The sequence below is a fragment of the Streptomyces sp. HUAS MG91 genome (assembly GCF_040529335.1).
GTDB lineage: Bacteria > Actinomycetota > Actinomycetes > Streptomycetales > Streptomycetaceae > Streptomyces > Streptomyces tabacisoli.
Genome location: NZ_CP159534.1, coordinates 3,152,962 through 3,169,734, shown reverse-complemented (window position 1 = coordinate 3,169,734; position 16,773 = coordinate 3,152,962). Strand labels below are relative to the sequence as shown.

Here is a 16,773-nt window from a genome sequence, read left to right as displayed (position 1 = left end):
CTCTATGTAGAGCATATGGAGCACTGGTTCAGCCGTAGACGATCCGGCGGAGCTGCCGGAGCGAGAGCTCCGGCGGGGCCACCGCCCGGTAGGGCAGCTCCGCCTCGATCTGTTCGAAGATCGCCGCGTTCACCAGGCCCTGACCCTGGAGCTCGCGGTGGCGGCGGCGGACGAACCCCTCCGCCGGTTCGTCGAAGTAGGCGAGCACGTCCTGGATCACCCGCAGCGCCTCGCCCCGGCTCAGGGCGGTGGTCCGCGTCAGATGATCGACAAGTTCCTCGTGCACTCGGTAGATCCTGGGGGACCGCCGATGGTTTCGCAAGAAATCTGCCCGATATCGGGCAGCCTCGACCTTCTCCGGGGACGCCGGGGCGGAAGCTGTGAAGGTTTGAAGGGCGCCATGCCGCTTGTTCGGCCCGCGTTCACCCGGCGTATCCGGCCGGGATGGCTGCCCCCAGCACCTTTCGAGTCATGGACATTCCACGTATGGGCGTTCCCGCCGAACTGGCCGAGCGGAGCCTCGCCGAGCAGCACGAGTACCTGCGCAGCACCTTCTCCCGCCGCACCATGATCCGCGGCGGCGCCGTCACCGTCGGCGCGGTCGCCGGCGGTGTCTTCGTGCCGGGCGCCGTCGCCCAGGCCGCCCCGGCCGCCGCGCCGGTCTCCGCCACCGCCGACATCGACGGGGCCCTCGTCGCCCCCTTCGGCCGGCACCTCTCCTACGGCGACGACCCGCGCACCGAGATGACGGTCTCCTGGCAGGTCCCGGTGCCGGTCAAGAACCCGTTCATCCGCATCGGCTCCAGCGCCGGCGACCTGTCGCGGAAGATCTCCGCCGAGGTCCGCGCCCTCTACACCCCGGCCGGGGTCGGCACCAGCGCCGACCACACCCAGTACTACGTGCACGCCAAGCTGTCCCACCTCAAGCCGGGCCGCACCTACTACTACGGCGTCGGCCACCAGGGCTTCGACCCCGCCTCGCCGAAGTTCGCGGGCACGATCGGCACCTTCACCACGGCGCCCTCGCACGCGGAGCCCTTCACCTTCACCGCCTTCGGCGACCAGGGCGTCAGCTACCACGCGCTGGCCAACGACTCCCTGATCCTCGCCCAGGGCCCGTCCTTCCACCTGCACGCCGGCGACATCGCGTACGCCGACCCGTCGGGCTCGGGGCAGACCACGGACACCTTCGACGCGCGGACCTGGGACCAGTTCCTCGCGCAGACCGAGTCCGTCGCCAAGACCGTGCCGTGGATGGTCTCCTACGGCAACCACGACATGGAGGCCTGGTACGCGCCGCACGGCTACGGCAGCCAGCAGGCCCGCTTCGAGCCGCCGGCCAACGGCCCCGACCCGGAGAACCTGCCCGGCGTCTACTCCTTCGTGCACGGCAACACGGCGATCATCTCGCTCGACGCCAACGACGTGTCGTTCGAGATCCCGGCCAACCTCGGCCTCTCCGGCGGCACCCAGACCAAGTGGTTCGAGGCGCAGCTGAAGAAGTTCCGGGCGCACAACTCCGGCATCGACTTCGTCGTCGTCTTCTTCCACCACTGCGCGTACTGCACCGCCACCGCGCACGCCTCGGAGGGGGGCGTGCGCAAGGAATGGGTGCCGCTGTTCGAGAAGTACACCGTGGACTTGGTGATCAACGGCCACAACCACGTCTACGAGCGCTCCGACGTGCTCAAGGGCGAGAAGGTCACCAAGGAGCTGCCGATCGGCGGCACCGTCTACCCGGAGACCGAGGGCGTCGTCTACGTCACGGCCGGCGCGGCGGGCAAGAGCCTGTACGCCTTCCCGGTCACCGACTCCTACGAGGGCCACGAGAAGGACACCGACCCGTTCGCCTCGTACGTCACCGAGGAGGGCGGCGCCAAGAAGGCCGTCACGGTCGACTGGTCGCGGGTGCGCTACACCAACTACTCGTTCCTGCGGGTGGACGTGAAGCCCGCGTCCTTCGGGCGCACGGCGACCCTGACGGTCCGCGGCATCGCCGAGACCGGCGCGGAGATCGACAAGTTCGTGGTGGCCCGCAAGTCCAAGCGGTAAACGAACCCTAGAGCCGCTTGAGCACCGCCTGCTTCGCCGCCGCGAACTCCTCGGCCGTGAGGATCCCGGCCCGGTGCAGCTCGCCCAGTTCGCGCAGCCGGCGCAGCAGTGCGTCGTGGTCGTCCTCCGGTACCTTCGCGGGTGCCGGAGGCGCGGCCTCGGGCGCCTTCTCCAGGGCGGGGGCCGCGGTGGCGGTCCCCGCTCCCGGATGCGGCAGCCGGGCCTGCACCGCCGCCGCGACCAGCGCCATCAGCGGGTCCTTCTTGAAGCCCCACAGCTCGACGGAGTTCGGGTCGTACTTCGGCGGCGCCTTGGTGGGCGAGGAGCGGACGGTGAAGCGCAGACAGCCGTTCTCCAGGCCCGCGGCCGGCTGCCACTCCACCGCCGCGATGTCGGCGAGGGCGAGCTGCCGGGCGCCGGCGCTCGCCTTCGCGTCCTCCGTCTTCCAGTTCCACTCCAGCCGGACGTGCTCCCCGTCGAAGCTCGCCGTGCCGTCGCCCGCGGAGACCGAGAGCGGGACGGCCGGGCCGGGCAGCAGGTACGCGGTGCAGGCCGACGCCGGGACCTGTTCGAGCAGCAGCGCGTTGCGCACCTCGTCCACGAGGTACTCCGCGACGCCGTAGCGGTCCGACTCGACGGTGAGCTGGTACGGGTCCGTGCCCTCGGTCAGTTTGCCGCCGGTGGCCTGCAGCAGCGGGTCCGCGCCGTCGCGCAGCCGCAGCCGCAGCCGGCCCGACTTCCTGCCCTGCTCGAAGGAGACTCCGGCGAGCGCCGCGAGCGGGACGGTCAGTTCACCCAGGGTCCTGCGCAGCAGGTTCACACCCTTGTCGCGCCCGGGAACGAGCCGCAGCGCCTCGCCGTCGAACGTCCACGTGCCGTCGCGCTGGATGATTTCCGCCATGGGGCAATTCTGGCAGGGGCCCGGGAGGACCGTCTCCCGAGCCCCTGCGGCCTGTGCGCCCGTGATCAGGCGATCGGGTTGTCGAGGTCGCCGACCAGTTGCAGGGCGCCCGAGGGGTCGGCCAGGTCCACCATCTGCTCGTTGTTGCGCAGTTGGAGCCGGTTCAGGCAGGACAGCGCGAAGCTCGGGGCGAACATGTCGAACCGGGCGAACTTGTCGGCGAGTTGGGGTGCCGACGCCTGGTAGTCACGGACGCAGTCCGCGACCGCCGCCCAGAAGGTGTCCTCGTCGACGACGCCGTCCCCGACCAGGTTCGCCGCCAGGAAGCGGAAGAAGCAGTCGAAGACGTCCGTGAAGATCGACAGCAGTTTCATGTCGTCGGGCACGTCGGCGCGGATGCGGTCCACCTTCGGCGGCAGCACCGCGTCCGGGTCCATCACCGCGATCTCCTCGGCGATGTCCTTGAAGACGGCCCGCTGGACCGTGCCCCGCTCGTCCAGGACCAGGATGACGTTCTCGCCGTGCGGCATGAACACCAGGTCGTAGGCGTAGAAGCTGTGCAGCAGCGGGGTCAGGTACGCGCGCAGGTACGGCTTAAGCCACTCCGTCGGCGTCAGCCCGGAGCGCTCGATCAGGGCGCCCGCGAGCGAGCGGCCCTCGCGGTCCACGTGCAGCAGCGAGGCCATGGTGGCCAGCCGCTCGCCGGGGGCCAGGGACGGGACGGGGGACTCGCGCCACAGGGCCGCGAGCATTTTGCGGTACGGGGAGTAGCGGTCGGTGGCGGCCTCGTACTCCAGGTGCCGGTAGCCGACGGCCGCCCGCTCGCGGATGATCGTCAGGCCGGTGCCCTTGAGCACCTCGTCGTTCTCGATGAGCGCGGCGAGCCAGTCGTTGATCGCGGGCGTCGCCTCCATGTACGCCGCCGACAGGCCGCGCATGAAGCCCATGTTGATGACCGACAGGGCCGTTTTCACATAGTGCTTGGCGGGGTCGGTGGTGTTGAAGAACGTACGGATCGACTGCTGGGCCAGGTACTCGTCGTCGCCCTCGCCGAGGCAGACGAGGTGCCGCTGGGCGACCTCCGCCGCGAAGGTGACCGACAGTTTGTTCCACCACTGCCACGGATGCACCGGGATCAGCAGGAAGTCCGCCGGGTCGAGGCCCTGCTCGCGCAGGGTCGCGTCGAAGCGCTCGACGGTCTTCTCGCCCAGCTCGGCGCGGAGGAAGGACTCGTACTCCAGGCCGGTGCCCGCCGTGAACGCGGCGCGCTCGCGGGTCGCCGCCAGCCAGATCAGCCGGACGGGGCTCGCGGTCTCGGGCGCGTACGACAGGTACTCGTGGATGCCGAAGCCGAGCCGGCCGTTGTTGGCGACGAAGCACGGGTGGCCCTCGGTCATGCCCGTCTCGATGGCCTGGAAGTCGTCGGTGGCCGCGAGCTCGGCGGCCGTCGTGTCCGGCTTCGCCAGTTTGTAGCAGGTGCCGGAGAGGGTGGAGGAGATCTCCTCCAGGTAGACCGGCAGGATCGATTCGCTCAGGCCGAGCGCGTCCTTCATCTCGATGAAGAACTCCAGCGCGTTCAGCGGGAGTTCGGTGCCGTCGCGGTGGCGGGTGACGGAGTCCGCGGACACCTGCCAGTGGTCCAGGCGCAGCCGGCGGGCCGCGAACCGGTAGCTGGTGTTGCCGTCGTCGCTGCGGACGACGTACCGGTCGCCCGCCTCGCTCTCCACGGGATCCGGGGTGAGCAGCCGCTCGTGGGCGAACTCGGCGAGCGCCTTGCGGATCAGGAGGCGGTTGGCCTCGGCCCAGTGGTCGGGGGTCAGGTGGGAGACTGCGTCCGCGATGCTCATGCTCGCGCGCTCCTTCCGGTGGCCTTCTCGAACTGTTCGCGCGTGCAGAAACTCAGCAGCGCCTTCTTCTCCGGCTTGTCGATCTCGCGCTCGGGGACGAAGCCCACGGCCTCGTTGAGCGCGTGGACCGCCGTGTTGCGTACGTCGGGCTCGACCACGACGCGCTCGACGGCCGGATCGGCGAAGAGGAACTCCATCACCGCCGTGATCACGGCCCGGGTGAAGCCGGATATGCGTATCTCGGAGGGCGCGGTCAGGAAGTGCATGCCGATGTCGCCGGGCTCGGGCTCGTACAGGCCGACGAGTTCGACGTGGCGCGGGTCGTAGCGCTCCATCAGGAACGCGGGCTCCCCGTCGTGCAGGCCGAGGAACGCGTCGTGGTGCTCGGCCGCCGCGATGGACATGTACTCGCGCTCGACGTCCTGGAGTTTCGCGTCCTGCATCAGCCAGAACGCGGCCTTCGGGTCGGTGACCCAGCGGTGCAGCAGCTCCGCGTCGTTCTGCGGGTCGACGGGGCGCAGGGTCAGTGTGCCGGGCGTGCGGGTGGTGGTGCTCATACGGCGAACTCCTGGAAGGCGATGGTCTTCTCGACGGGGTAGTACTCGGTGCCGAGCAGCTCGCCGATGATGTAGCTGTTGCGGTAGGCGCCCATGCCCAGGTCGGGGCTGGTGATCGAGTGGGTGTGCACGCCCGCGTTCTGGAGGAAGATGCCGCTCCCGGCCGTGTCGATCGTGTAGTTGCGGGCGACGTCGAAGCGGCCCCGGCCGTCGAGCCGGATGCGGTCCTTGACGGGCTCCAGGAACGCGGGGGTCGCGTACTTGTAGCCGGTGGCGAGGATCAGGCCCTCGGTCTCGATCTCGTACGCCTTGTCCTGCTCCTCCTGGTGCAGGCCGAGGGTGTACGTGCCGTTGTCGTCGTACGAGGCCGTGCGCAGCGCCGAGTTGGTGAGCAGCCGCGTGGGCACCGGGCCGTCGAGGCCCTTCTGGTAGAGCAGGTCGAAGATGGCGTCGATCAGCTCGCCGTCGATGCCCTTGAACAGGCCCTTCTGCCGCTCCTCCAGCGAGTACCGGGTGGCCTCCGGCAGCGCGTGGAAGTAGTCGATGTAGTCCGGGGACGTCATCTCCAGCGTCAGTTTGGTGTATTCGAGCGGGAAGAAGCGGGGCGAGCGGGTCACCCAGTTCAGCCGGTAGCCGTGGACGTCGATCTCGCTCAGCAGGTCGTAGTAGATCTCGGCGGCGGACTGGCCGCTGCCGACCAGCGTGATCGACTTCTTCCGCTGGAGGGCCTGCTTGTGCTGCATGTAGCGGGAGTTGTGCAGGACGCCGTCGCCGCCCAGCTCCGCGCAGGACTCCGGGACGTACGGCGGGGTGCCGGTGCCGAGGACCAGGCGCCGCGCGCGGTAGGTCTCGCCGGTGTCGGTGGTGACGACGTAGCGCTCGGCGTCGTCCTCGTAGCGCACCTCGGTCACCGTCGTGCTGAAGCGGATCGAGGAGAGTTTGGCCGCCGCCCACCGGCAGTACGCGTTGTACTCGACACGCAGCGGATAGAAGTTCTCGCGGATGTAGAACGAGTACAACCGCCCCGATTCCTTCAAGTAGTTGAGGAAGGAGTAGGGGGAGGTCGGGTCGGCGAGGGTCACCAGGTCCGACATGAACGGGGTCTGGAGGTGGGCACCGTCGAGGAACATGCCCGAGTGCCACTCGAAGTCCGGCTTGGACTCCAGGAAGACGCCGTTCAGCTCGGCTATGGGTTCGGTGAGGCAGGCGAGACCGAGGTTGAAGGGGCCGAGCCCGATCCCGATGAAGTCGTAGGTCTCAAGAGGCGCGGTCAAGGGTGTCTCCCAGGTACTGCTCGGCGTGGCCGGCGATGAGGTCGAGGACGGCCTTGATGTCGTCAAGGGTCGTCTCGGGGTTGAGCAGGGTGAACTTCAGGTACTGGCGGCCGCCGGTCTTGGTGCCCGCCACGACCGCGTCGCCGGAGGCGGACAGGGCCTTGCGGGCGTACAGGTTGGCCCGGTCGATCTCGGCCGGGTCGGTGACGGTCGCGGGGACGTAGCGGTAGACGAGGGTGGACAGGCTCGGCTCGACGACCACGTCGTAGCGCGGGTCGGCGGCCAGCACCTCCCAGGCCTGGTGGGCCAGTTCGCAGACCTCGTCGAAGAGGCCGCCGATGCCGTCGGCGCCCATCACGCGCAGGGTGAGCCACAGCTTGAGGGCGTCGAAGCGGCGGGTGGTCTGGAGCGACTTGTCCACCTGGTTGGGGATGCGCTCGGCGACGGTGCGCCGGGGGTTGAGGTACTCCGCGTGGTAGGTGGCGTGCCGCAGGGTGGCGCCGTCGCGGACCAGCACGGCGCTCGAACTCACCGGCTGGAAGAAGGACTTGTGGTAGTCGACGGTGACGGAGTCGGCGCGCTCGATGCCGTCGAGGCGGTCCCGGCGGGTGCGCGAGGCGAGCAGCCCGCAGCCGTAGGCCGCGTCGACGTGCATCCAGGTGTCGTACTGGGCGCAGAGCTCGGCGATCTCCGGCAGCGGGTCGATGGAGCCGAAGTCGGTGGTGCCGGCGGTGGCGACGACGGCCATGGGGACGAGGTCGTCGGCCTTGCAGCGCTCCAGTTCGGCCGCGAGGGCCAGGGTGCGCATCCGCTTGTCCTTGTCGACGGGGATCGTCACGACGCAACCCGGCGGCAGGCCGAGGAGTTTCGCGGACTTCTGGACGCTGAAGTGGCCGGCCTCGGAGGCGAAGATCCGCAGCCGGGCGAGGTCCTCGGTCTTGCTCTCCTCGCGGGCGAGGAGCAGCGCCTGGAGGTTGGACTGCGAGCCGCCGGAGGTGAAGACGCCGTCGGCGGCCGGTCCGAGCCCGATCCGGGCGGCGGTCCAGTCGATCAGCTTGCGCTCGATGAGCGTGCCGCCCGCCGACTGGTCCCAGGTGTCGAGCGAGGAGTTGACCGCGGACAGGACCGCCTCGCCGAGCACGGCCGGGATGACGACCGGGCAGTTGAGGTGGGCGAGGTAGCGCGGGTGGTGGAAGTAGACGGCGTCGCGGAGGTAGACGTCCTCCAGCTCGTCGAGCGCGGCGATGGTGTCGTGCAGCGGCTCGTCGAGGTTCACGGCGTCGACGGTGGGGGAGAGGGCGTCGGGTGTGACGCCGGTGAACGGCCGTGAGGTGGTGGCGAGTTTGGCCGCCACCCGCTCGATTCCCTCGGTCACGGAGCTGCGGTACAACTCCGCGGTCGTGTCATTGAGCAGGTGCGAGCGCATGAACGGATCCTCCGGGTGGGGATGAGGTGGTTCCCGGGTGGGGCAGGAGTGCCGCGGCCATGGGCAAGGGGCGGGGCCGCAGCGCTTGACTTAGGTTAGCCTAACCTAATTTCTGCGCGCGACCCTGCCCCTGTTTATGGCGGAATGTGTAGTTGTTTGGCGGGAATTGTGTCTACGCGGCGGCCTCGGCCCGCAGCGCGTCCTCGCTCAGACCGCGCCGCCAGTACCCGACGAACTTCACCGCCCGCTTGTCGTAGCCGCGCTCGCGCACCAGGTGGCGGCGCAGCTCCTTCATCGAGCCGGACTCGCCGGACAGCCAGGCGTACGGCCGTGCCGCGTCGGGGAGTTGGGCGGCGCGGATGGCGTCGAGCGCGCCCGGGGCCCGCTCGTCGCGGACCAGCCAGTGCACGGTGAGGTTGGCCGCCGTGAGGATCGGCTGGATGTCGGCGCGGTGCGGGACCTCCAGCCACACGTGGGCGGAGACGGACGCGGGCAGCCAGGCCAGGATGTTGAGCGCGGCGGGCAGCGCCGTCTCGTCGCCCCACATCAGGATGTGGTCGAAGTCGGCCGGGGGCTGGCAGCGCACGGCGGCGTTGTCGGCGATCGCGGGGCCGAGCACCACGACCTTGTCGCCCGGCGTCGCGGCCTCGGCCCAGCGGCAGGCGGGGCCGGTGGTCGCGGGGTCGTCGTTGTGCAGCACGAAGTCGATGTCGACCTCCTGCGCGGGGTGCCGGCGCTGGCCGCTCAGGGTGTACGAGCGCATGACCGCGCGGACGTCGTCCGGCAGCGCCCGGTACGCGGCGTGCCAGCCGTGGCCGTCGTCGCCGGGCACGATGGGCGGCAGGACGGGGGCGTCCTGGCCGGGCCGCGGCAGGAAGAGGGAGAGGGACTGGTCCCGCCCCCCGCCGTGGAAGTGCTCCAGGTCGGGGCCGGTGAAGGTCACGCGGAGCAGCGACGGGCCCAGCCGCCGCGTGCGGACCACTTGCAGATCGAAGAATCGGAAAGGGGCTACAGCGGGGGCTTCGGCCGTCGCGGTCATGGGGTCAGGACACCTTCTTCGCGGTCTCGATCGCCTTGGCGAGGTTCTCCAGGAGCGGAGCGCACTTGTCGTAGGACAGGATCGGTTCGGGGGAGCGGGCGATGACCTGGCCCGCCTTGACGGCCGGCAGCTTCTTCCAGGTGCCCTCGTCGATGGCGTCGGGCTGGAGGGCCTGGGCGCGGTCGTCCATCATGATGATGTCGGCCGGGTACTTGTCGACGTTCTCCCAGCTCAGGTTCTCGAACCAGCCGCCGGAGTCCTTCTTCGCCTTCTCCGGGGGCTCGACGAAGTTCACGCCGAGGGCCTTGAAGTACTCCAGGTCGATGGAGAGGTTCGTACCGGACACGTAGAAGATGTCCGCGCTCGCCGAACCGGCCAGGACCTTGATGTCGGGGTGGGCCTTGGCGGCCTTGCGCAGCCGGGCCGCGGCGTCCTCGAAGCGCTTCTTCGCCGCGACGACCTTGTCGGCGTTCAGATCGGCGCCCAGCGACTCGGCCAGCGCGTACATCCGCTCCAGCGGCTCGGTCAGCTGGCGGTCGAAGACCGAGACGCCGACGCTCGGGGCGAGCTTGGCGATCTTGGCGGCGGACTCCTCGGGGACGTACCAGAGCGTGCCCGCGGAGTCGAACATCGTGGTGATCAGGACGTCGGGCGCCAGGCCCGCGTACTTCTCGATGTTGAACTGGCCCCAAGCGTTGCCGATGACCGTCACCTTGTCGACCGGCATGTCGCCGGCCTGTACGTCCGGCTTGCCGCCCTTGACGGTGGTCGGGCCGAAGACGCCCTTGACCTGGATGCCGTAGTCGTAGAGGGCCGCGCCGACGCCGGTGAAGGCGACGATGTTCGCCGGGGCCTTGTCCAGCTTTACGGTCGTGCCGCGGTCGTCCTTGAAGGAGAACGGGCCGGGCTTCTCCGCGGCCTTCGCCGAGCCCGAACCGCTGTCTTTCGAGCCGCTGTCGCTGCCGCAGGCGGCGAGCGCGGCACCGAGGCCGAGGGCTCCGCCGGCGGCGAGTATGCCGCGGCGGGTGGGGCGGGACAGACGGGCGTTGGGCATCACGGGCTGCTTTCGGACGTGCCGGAACCTTGGCCGCGCTGGGTCGCGGAACTGAGGGTAGGTTAACCTAAGTTCCTGTGATGTCCAGGGGGCGGGGGCCGTTGCACCCGAGGCCGCGGGGCTCTGCCCCGGACCCCTAAGAGGTCAGGCCCAGCTCCCTCGCGATCAGCATGCGCTGCACCTCGCTCGTGCCCTCGCCGATCTCCAGGATCTTGGAGTCCCGCCACATGCGGGCCACCGGGTACTCGTTCATGAATCCGTAGCCGCCGTGGATCTGCGTCGCCTCCCGGGCGTTGTCCACCGCGATCGTCGACGAGTACAGCTTGGCGAGCGCCGCCTCCTTCTTGAACGGCTCCCCGGACACCAGCCGCGACGCCGCGTCCCGCCAGGCGAGCCGAGAGGTGTGCGCCTTCATCTCCATGTCGGCGATCTTGAACTGGATCGCCTGGTAGCCGCCGATGCTCCGCCCGAAGGCGTGACGCTCCTTGGCGTACTTCACCGACTCGTCGACGCAGCCCTGGGCGAGCCCGGTGGCGAGTGCCGAGATCGCGATCCGGCCCTCGTCGAGGATGCGCAGGAACTGGGCGAAGCCGCGGCCCTCCGTACCGAGCAGGTTCGCCGCCGGTACGCGGACGTTGTCGAAGTGGAGCTCACGCGTGTCCGACGCGTTCCACCCCACCTTCGAGTACGGGGCCGCGACCGTGAAGCCGGGCGTCCCCGACGGCACGATGACCGAGGAGATCAGCGGCTTGCCGTCCGCCGTCCGCCCGGTCACCGCCGTGACCGTGACGAGGCCGGTGATGTCGGTGCCGGAGTTGGTGATGAAGCACTTCGTGCCGTTGATGACCCAGTCGCCGGTCTCCGGGTCGCGGACGGCCGTGGTGCGGGTGCCGCCCGCGTCCGAGCCCGCCTCCGGCTCGGTCAGGCCGAACGCGCCGAGTATCTCGCCCGCGCAGAGCCTCGGCAGCCACTCCGCCTTCTGCTCCTCGGTGCCGAAGAGGTGCAGCGGCATCGCGCCCAGCGAGACGCCGGCTTCGAGGGTGATGGCCACGGAGGAGTCGACACGGGCCAGTTCCTCCAGCGCGATGCCGAGCGCCAGGTAGTCGCCGCCCATGCCGCCGTACTCCTCCGGGAACGGCAGCCCGAACAGGCCCATCCGGCCCATCTCGCGCACGATCTCGTACGGGAACTCGTGCCGCTCGTAGTAGTCGCCGATCTTCGGCGCCACGACCTCGTGCGCGAACTCCTCGACGGTGCGCCGCAGTTCCTCGTGCTCGGGGGAGAGGTGGTGATCCATCGTTGTCACTGCTCCTGTGGGGTCGCGGAGAGGGCACGCACGGTGCGGGAGGGGCTGGGGCGGCCGAGGTGTCCGGCCATCCACCTGCTGGTGTCGGTGAGCAGGCCGAGGTCGACGCCGGTCTCGATGCCGAGTCCGCGCAGCATCCAGACGAGGTCCTCGGTGGCGAGATTGCCGGTGGCGCTCTTCGCGTACGGGCAGCCGCCGAGGCCTCCGGCGGACGCGTCGACCGTGGTGACCCCGTGCTGGAGCGCCGCCAGGGTGTTGGCGAGGGCCTGCCCGTAGGTGTCGTGGAAGTGCACGCCGATCGTGTCGGTCGGTACGCCCTCCTCGTTCAGCTCCGCGAGCAGGGTCTGTACGTGGCCGGGGGTGGCCACGCCGATCGTGTCGCCGAGGCTCAGCTCGTCGCAGCCCAGGTCCCTCAGGGACTTGGCGACGGAGACGACCTGGTGGACCGGGACCGGGCCCTCCCACGGGTCGCCGAAACACATGGAGAGATAGCCGCGCACGTGCGCCCGTGCGTCCTTGGCGCGGGCCACCACCGGCTCGAACATCGCCAGGGACTCGGCGACCGTGCGGTTGAGGTTGGCCTTCGCGAAGGATTCGGTGGCGCTGGCGAACACCGCGATGCGGCTCGCGCCGAGGGCCAGGGCTCGGTCCAGGCCCCTTTCGTTCGGGACCAGGACCGGGAGGTGCACGGCGGGGGCCAGGTCCCGCAGTTCGGGGAACAGGGTCTCCGCGTCCGCCAGTTGGGGGAGCCATTTGGGGTGGACGAAGCTCGTCGCCTCGATCGTGGTCAGGCCCGCGCGGGCCAGGCGGTGGATGAACTCCGCCTTGACCTCCGTGGGGACCGTGGATTTCTCGTTCTGGAGGCCGTCGCGGGGGCCCACCTCGTGGATCCGAACCCGGGTGGGGAGGCCTTCGGCGGGGGCCACCATGGGGAGTGCCGGGGTCATGATGCGGCCCCCTTCTCGCCGTTGGGGCTTCCGGTCGGTGGTGCGTTCTCCGCCGTCGTGGCTGATCGCGCCCCGCGGCGGAGCCGCTGATCGACACTGTCACGCGCCCCTTCGGGCGCGCTCTGCTCGGCCGCGTCCGATGGCTCGACCACGGCCAGGATCTGGTCCATGGCGACCGTCGTGCCGGGGGAGACGTCCAGTTCCGTGACCGTGCCCGCGTGGGGGGCCGCGATGACGTGTTCCATTTTCATCGCCTCCACCACCAGCAGGCTCTGACCCGCGGTGACTTCGTCGCCCACCGCCACCTTCACCACCGTCACCGTGCCGGGCATGGGGGCGGTGAGGGAGCCCGCGCCGCCGGAGCCCGCGCCCGTCAGGCTCGCCGCCACCGGGTCGTGGTCGCGGAGCTGCCAGGCGTCGCCGTCGAGGGCCAGCCAGTCGCCCGCGGCGGCGGTCGGGCGGGCGGGAACGGTGGGGACGCCGTCGACCAGGACCTCGGTGCCGCGGACGCGGATCTCGACCGGGTCGTGGCCGGGGACATGGACGTGGTGGACGGTCCAGGCGGGGCTGCCGCCCAGCCGCCAGCCGTCGGGCCGCGCGAACGGGTCCACCCAGCCGTCCGCCGCCGGGGCGAGTGCCCGCTGGCGCAGGACGCCCGCCGCCGCGTACACCTCCGGCGGGACATCCGCCGCGACCAGGGAGTCGACCTCGCGCTCCACGAGCCCGGTGTCCAACTCGCCCGCCACCACCGCCGGATGGGCCAGCAGGCGGCGCAGGAAGCCCGCGTTCGTCGGCACGCCGAGGGTCACCGTCCGGGCCAGCGCGGCGCGCAGGCGGCGCAGCGCCGTGTCCCGGTCGGGGCCGTACGCGATGACCTTCGCCAGCATCGGGTCGTAGAGCGAGGAGACCTCGGTGCCCTCGCTGAGCCCGGAGTCGGTGCGCACGCCGTCGCCCTCGGGCTCGCGCAGGGCGAGGACCGTGCCGCCGGAGGGGAGGAACCCGCGCGAGGGGTCCTCCGCGCACAGGCGGGCCTCCACCGCGTGGCCGGTGAGCGTGATGTCGGCCTGGGCGAAGGGGAGGTGCTCGCCCGCGGCCACCCGCACCTGCCACTCCACCAGGTCCAGGCCGGTGATCAGCTCGGTGACCGGGTGCTCGACCTGGAGGCGGGTGTTCATCTCCATGAAGTAGTACGAGGACGGGTCCTCGCCCGGCACGATGAACTCCACCGTGCCCGCGCCCCGATAGCCGCACGAGCGGGCCGCCTCCACGGCCGCCGCGCCCATCGCCTCCCGCGTCGCCTCGTCGAGGAGCACGCTGGGCGCCTCCTCGATGATCTTCTGGTGGCGGCGCTGGAGCGAGCACTCGCGCTCGCCGAGGTGCACGACATTGCCGTGCCCGTCGGCCAGGACCTGGATCTCGATGTGCCGGGGGCGGTCGACCCAGCGCTCCACGAGCAGCGTGTCGTCGCCGAAGGAGGCCCGTGCCTCGCGGCGCGCGGCCGCGATCTCCTCCTCCAGGAGGGTCAGGTCCCGCACCAGGCGCATGCCCTTGCCGCCGCCGCCCGCGGACGGCTTGAGCAGCACGGGCGCGCCCAACTCCCGCGCGGCCCGCGCCAGCTCGGGGTCGCGGCCGCCCGGCACCACCGGGACACCGGCCGCCTCGACCGTCTCCTTGGCGCGGATCTTGTCGCCCATCAGCGCGATCGCGTCCGGCGACGGGCCGATGAAGGTCAGGCCCGCGTCCTCGCAGGCCCGCGCGAACGTCGCGTTCTCCGCGAGGAAGCCGTAGCCCGGGTGGACCGCCTGCGCGCCCGTCCGCAGGGCCGCCTCGACGATCCGCTCCACCGACAGATAGCTCTCGGTGGCCGGCGGCGGGCCGATGCGCACCGACTCGTCGGCCTCGCGCACGTGCCGGGCGTCCGCGTCGGCGTCGCTGTGGACCGCCACCGAGCGGATGCCGAGCTGCCGCAGCGTACGGATGACGCGGACGGCGATCTCGCCGCGGTTGGCGACCAGGACTGTGTCGAACACTTCCCTAAGCTCCTCTCACATCCGGAAGACGCCGAAGCCGCCGGACTTCTCCGGAAGCGGCGCGTGGGCACAGGCGGTCAGGGCCAGGCCGAGCACCTGGCGAGTCTCCAGGGGGTCGATCACGCCGTCGTCCCAGAGCCGGGCCGTGGCGTAGTACGCACTGCCCTGGGTGTCGTACTGGGCGCGGATCGGGGCCTTGAACGCCTCTTCGTCGTCCGCGGGCCACTCCTCGCCCCGCGCCTCCAACTGGTCGCGCTTGACGGTCGCGAGGACCGACGCGGCCTGCTCGCCGCCCATGACACTGATCTTCGCGCCGGGCCACATCCACAGGAAGCGGGGCGAGTACGCGCGGCCGCACATCGAGTAGTTGCCCGCGCCGTACGAGCCGCCGATCACCACCGTCAGCTTCGGCACGCGCGTGCAGGCCACCGCCGTGACCATCTTGGCGCCGTGCTTGGCGATCCCGCCCGCCTCGTAGTCCTTGCCGACCATGAAGCCCGAGATGTTCTGCAGGAACACCAGCGGGATGCCGCGCTGGTCGCACAGCTCGATGAAGTGGGCGCCCTTCTGGGCGGATTCGGCGAACAGGATGCCGTTGTTGGCGACGATGCCGACCGGGTGGCCGTGGATCCGGGCGAAGCCGGTGACGAGCGTCTGCCCGAACTCGGACTTGAACTCGGCGAACCGCGAGCCGTCCACGACCCGCGCGATGACCTCGCGGACGTCGTACGGCGTGCGCGAGTCGACCGGGACCGCGCCGTACAGACCCGCCGGGTCCACCTTGGGCTCGACCGCCGCGGTCACCGACCAGGGCAGCGGGCCGCGCTCCGGCAGCGTGGAGACGATCGTGCGGACGATGCGCAGCGCGTGCGCGTCGTCCTCCGCGAGGTGGTCGGTGACGCCCGAGACCCGCGAGTGGACCTCGCCGCCGCCCAGCTCCTCGGCCGTGACGACCTCGCCGGTGGCGGCCTTCACCAGGGGCGGGCCGCCGAGGAAGATCGTGCCCTGATTTCGGACGATCACCGCTTCGTCGCTCATCGCCGGGACGTACGCCCCGCCCGCCGTGCACGAGCCGAGCACCGCCGCGATCTGCGGGATGCCCGCGCCGGACATCCGCGCCTGGTTGTAGAAGATCCGGCCGAAGTGCTCGCGGTCGGGGAAGACCTCGTCCTGCATCGGCAGGAAGGCGCCCCCGGAGTCCACTAGATAGACGCACGGCAGCCGGTTCTCCAGCGCCACCTCCTGGGCGCGCAGGTGCTTCTTCACCGTCATCGGGTAGTACGTGCCGCCCTTGACGGTCGCGTCATTGGCGACGATCACGCAGGCGCGGCCCGACACCCGGCCGATGCCGGCGATCACTCCGGCGGCCGGGGCCTGGTCCTCGTACATCCCGTCGGCCGCCAGCGGGGCCAGCTCCAGGAACGGGGAGCCCGGGTCGAGCAGGGTGTCCACGCGGTCGCGCGGCAGCAGCTTGCCGCGCGACGTGTGCCGGGCGCGGGAGCGCTCGCCGCCGCCGAGCCGGGCGGCCGCCAGCTTCTCGCCCAGCTCGGCCGCGAGCGCCCGGTGGGCCGCCTCATTGGCCCGCCAGGCCTCCGACGCGGGATCCGCCGCGCTCGTCAGCTCAGGTGCCTCCTGCATCCTGCGGTCCCCTCACCACGTCACGATGTTAATGACCGTTAACAGGTCGCCTTCAGGTTAACGGTCGCTAACCGTGCTGTCTAGAATTGGCGCATGGTCTCCAGAGCCACCAGAACCGATGCCCCCACCCGTCGCGAGCAGATCCTCAAAGAGGCCGCCCGGCTCTTCGCCGAGCGCGGGTTCCACGGCGTCGGGGTCGACGAGATAGGCGCCGCGGTCGGCATCAGCGGGCCCGGCCTCTACCGCCACTTCGCCGGCAAGGACGCGATGCTCGCCGAGCTGCTGGTCGGCATCAGCGGCCAGCTGCTCACCGGCGGCCGGCGCCGGGCCGCCGAGGCCGAGCAGGGCCCGGACGCGCTGCTCGACTCGCTCATCGAGGGCCACATCGACTTCGCCCTGGACGACCGGGACCTGATCACGCTGCACGACCGCGAGCTGGACCGGCTGCGCGACTCCGACCGCAAGCTGGTGCGCTCCCTCCAGCGCCAGTACGTGGAGCTGTGGGTGGAGGTGGTCCGCAAGGTCCACCCGGACCTCGTCGAACCCCAGGCGCGCGTGGCCGTCCACGCCGTCTTCGGTCTGCTGAACTCCACCCCGCACCTGAGCCGTCCGGGTTCGCTGCCCGGCCGGGAGAGCACCGCCCGGATGTTGCACCGGCTGGCGCGCGGGGCGTTCGCGGCTGCCGCAGAGTGATGTGTATCT

14 protein-coding genes are annotated in these 16,773 nt (G+C 70.7%); 2 read left to right on the top strand and 12 right to left on the bottom strand.

Going from position 1 to position 16,773, the window contains the following annotated elements:
- Nucleotides 1-28: 28 nt before the first annotated feature.
- A complete protein-coding gene (locus ABII15_RS14430) occupies nt 29-286 on the bottom strand; it encodes a hypothetical protein (protein WP_353942728.1) in 258 nt (85 codons plus the stop codon).
- A 200-nt stretch (nt 287-486) separates the two neighbouring features.
- On the opposite strand from ABII15_RS14430, the gene ABII15_RS14425 reads away from it, so the two are divergent.
- Complete coding sequence (locus ABII15_RS14425; protein WP_353947058.1) at nt 487-2,052, top strand: metallophosphoesterase family protein; 1,566 nt, start codon at nt 487-489, stop codon at nt 2,050-2,052.
- A gap of 7 nt (nt 2,053-2,059) precedes the next feature.
- On the opposite strand, the gene ABII15_RS14420 is transcribed toward ABII15_RS14425, so the two are convergent.
- The 11 genes from ABII15_RS14420 to ABII15_RS14370 all read right to left on the bottom strand — a co-directional run bounded on the left by ABII15_RS14420 (nt 2,060) and on the right by ABII15_RS14370 (nt 16,071).
- The gene (locus tag ABII15_RS14420) at nt 2,060-2,953 is read right to left on the bottom strand and encodes a DUF4429 domain-containing protein (protein ID WP_353942727.1); all 894 of its coding nucleotides are present in this window, start codon (nt 2,951-2,953) and stop codon (nt 2,060-2,062) included.
- A gap of 65 nt (nt 2,954-3,018) precedes the next feature.
- Entirely contained in the window at nt 3,019-4,800 is a 1,782-nt protein-coding gene (locus tag ABII15_RS14415; RefSeq protein WP_353942726.1) for an IucA/IucC family siderophore biosynthesis protein, read from the bottom strand.
- Nucleotides 4,797-5,357, bottom strand: coding sequence for a GNAT family N-acetyltransferase (locus ABII15_RS14410; protein ID WP_353942725.1), 561 nt, complete (start codon nt 5,355-5,357; stop codon nt 4,797-4,799). Before ABII15_RS14410 ends, ABII15_RS14415 begins: the two co-directional genes overlap by 4 nt.
- Nucleotides 5,354-6,631 carry a lysine N(6)-hydroxylase/L-ornithine N(5)-oxygenase family protein gene (locus ABII15_RS14405; RefSeq protein ID WP_353942724.1) on the bottom strand — a complete coding sequence of 426 codons (1,278 nt, stop codon included), beginning with the start codon at nt 6,629-6,631 and terminating at the stop codon, nt 5,354-5,356. The genes ABII15_RS14410 and ABII15_RS14405 overlap by 4 nt, the downstream gene beginning before the upstream one ends.
- Nucleotides 6,615-8,057 carry a lysine decarboxylase DesA gene (desA, locus tag ABII15_RS14400; protein ID WP_353942723.1) on the bottom strand — a complete coding sequence of 481 codons (1,443 nt, stop codon included), beginning with the start codon at nt 8,055-8,057 and terminating at the stop codon, nt 6,615-6,617. Before desA ends, ABII15_RS14405 begins: the two co-directional genes overlap by 17 nt.
- 172 nt (nt 8,058-8,229) lie before the next feature.
- Nucleotides 8,230-9,096: a siderophore-interacting protein gene (locus tag ABII15_RS14395; RefSeq protein WP_353942722.1), complete on the bottom strand. Its 867-nt coding sequence runs from the start codon at nt 9,094-9,096 to the stop codon at nt 8,230-8,232.
- A gap of 4 nt (nt 9,097-9,100) precedes the next feature.
- Nucleotides 9,101-10,150 carry an ABC transporter substrate-binding protein gene (locus tag ABII15_RS14390; RefSeq protein ID WP_353942721.1) on the bottom strand — a complete coding sequence of 350 codons (1,050 nt, stop codon included), beginning with the start codon at nt 10,148-10,150 and terminating at the stop codon, nt 9,101-9,103.
- Nucleotides 10,151-10,286: 136 nt separating this feature from the next.
- The gene (locus ABII15_RS14385) at nt 10,287-11,447 is read right to left on the bottom strand and encodes an acyl-CoA dehydrogenase family protein (protein ID WP_353942720.1); all 1,161 of its coding nucleotides are present in this window, start codon (nt 11,445-11,447) and stop codon (nt 10,287-10,289) included.
- Nucleotides 11,448-11,452: 5 nt separating this feature from the next.
- Nucleotides 11,453-12,403 (bottom strand): hydroxymethylglutaryl-CoA lyase, encoded by a 951-nt coding sequence (locus ABII15_RS14380; protein ID WP_353942719.1) that lies wholly within the window; start codon nt 12,401-12,403, stop codon nt 11,453-11,455.
- Complete coding sequence (locus ABII15_RS14375) at nt 12,400-14,433, bottom strand: biotin carboxylase N-terminal domain-containing protein (RefSeq protein WP_353942718.1); 2,034 nt, start codon at nt 14,431-14,433, stop codon at nt 12,400-12,402. The genes ABII15_RS14380 and ABII15_RS14375 overlap by 4 nt, the downstream gene beginning before the upstream one ends.
- A gap of 15 nt (nt 14,434-14,448) precedes the next feature.
- Nucleotides 14,449-16,071, bottom strand: coding sequence for a carboxyl transferase domain-containing protein (locus ABII15_RS14370; RefSeq protein WP_353942717.1), 1,623 nt, complete (start codon nt 16,069-16,071; stop codon nt 14,449-14,451).
- A gap of 93 nt (nt 16,072-16,164) precedes the next feature.
- On the opposite strand from ABII15_RS14370, the gene ABII15_RS14365 reads away from it, so the two are divergent.
- Nucleotides 16,165-16,764, top strand: coding sequence for a TetR/AcrR family transcriptional regulator (locus ABII15_RS14365; RefSeq protein WP_353942716.1), 600 nt, complete (start codon nt 16,165-16,167; stop codon nt 16,762-16,764).
- Nucleotides 16,765-16,773 lie beyond the last annotated feature (9 nt).

What these genes read in the sequence shown, in the direction of transcription:
- ABII15_RS14425 (WP_353947058.1), top strand. Translation starts at nt 487, where the DNA reads ATGGGCGTTCCCGCCGAACTGGCCGAGCGGAGCCTCGCCGAGCAGCAC.
- ABII15_RS14420 (WP_353942727.1), bottom strand. Translation starts at nt 2,953, where the DNA reads ATGGCGGAAATCATCCAGCGCGACGGCACGTGGACGTTCGACGGCGAG.
- ABII15_RS14415 (WP_353942726.1), bottom strand. Translation starts at nt 4,800, where the DNA reads ATGAGCATCGCGGACGCAGTCTCCCACCTGACCCCCGACCACTGGGCC.
- ABII15_RS14410 (WP_353942725.1), bottom strand. Translation starts at nt 5,357, where the DNA reads ATGAGCACCACCACCCGCACGCCCGGCACACTGACCCTGCGCCCCGTC.
- desA (WP_353942723.1), bottom strand. Translation starts at nt 8,057, where the DNA reads ATGCGCTCGCACCTGCTCAATGACACGACCGCGGAGTTGTACCGCAGC.
- ABII15_RS14395 (WP_353942722.1), bottom strand. Translation starts at nt 9,096, where the DNA reads ATGACCGCGACGGCCGAAGCCCCCGCTGTAGCCCCTTTCCGATTCTTC.
- ABII15_RS14390 (WP_353942721.1), bottom strand. Translation starts at nt 10,150, where the DNA reads ATGCCCAACGCCCGTCTGTCCCGCCCCACCCGCCGCGGCATACTCGCC.
- ABII15_RS14385 (WP_353942720.1), bottom strand. Translation starts at nt 11,447, where the DNA reads ATGGATCACCACCTCTCCCCCGAGCACGAGGAACTGCGGCGCACCGTC.
- ABII15_RS14380 (WP_353942719.1), bottom strand. Translation starts at nt 12,403, where the DNA reads ATGACCCCGGCACTCCCCATGGTGGCCCCCGCCGAAGGCCTCCCCACC.
- ABII15_RS14370 (WP_353942717.1), bottom strand. Translation starts at nt 16,071, where the DNA reads ATGCAGGAGGCACCTGAGCTGACGAGCGCGGCGGATCCCGCGTCGGAG.
- ABII15_RS14365 (WP_353942716.1), top strand. Translation starts at nt 16,165, where the DNA reads ATGGTCTCCAGAGCCACCAGAACCGATGCCCCCACCCGTCGCGAGCAG.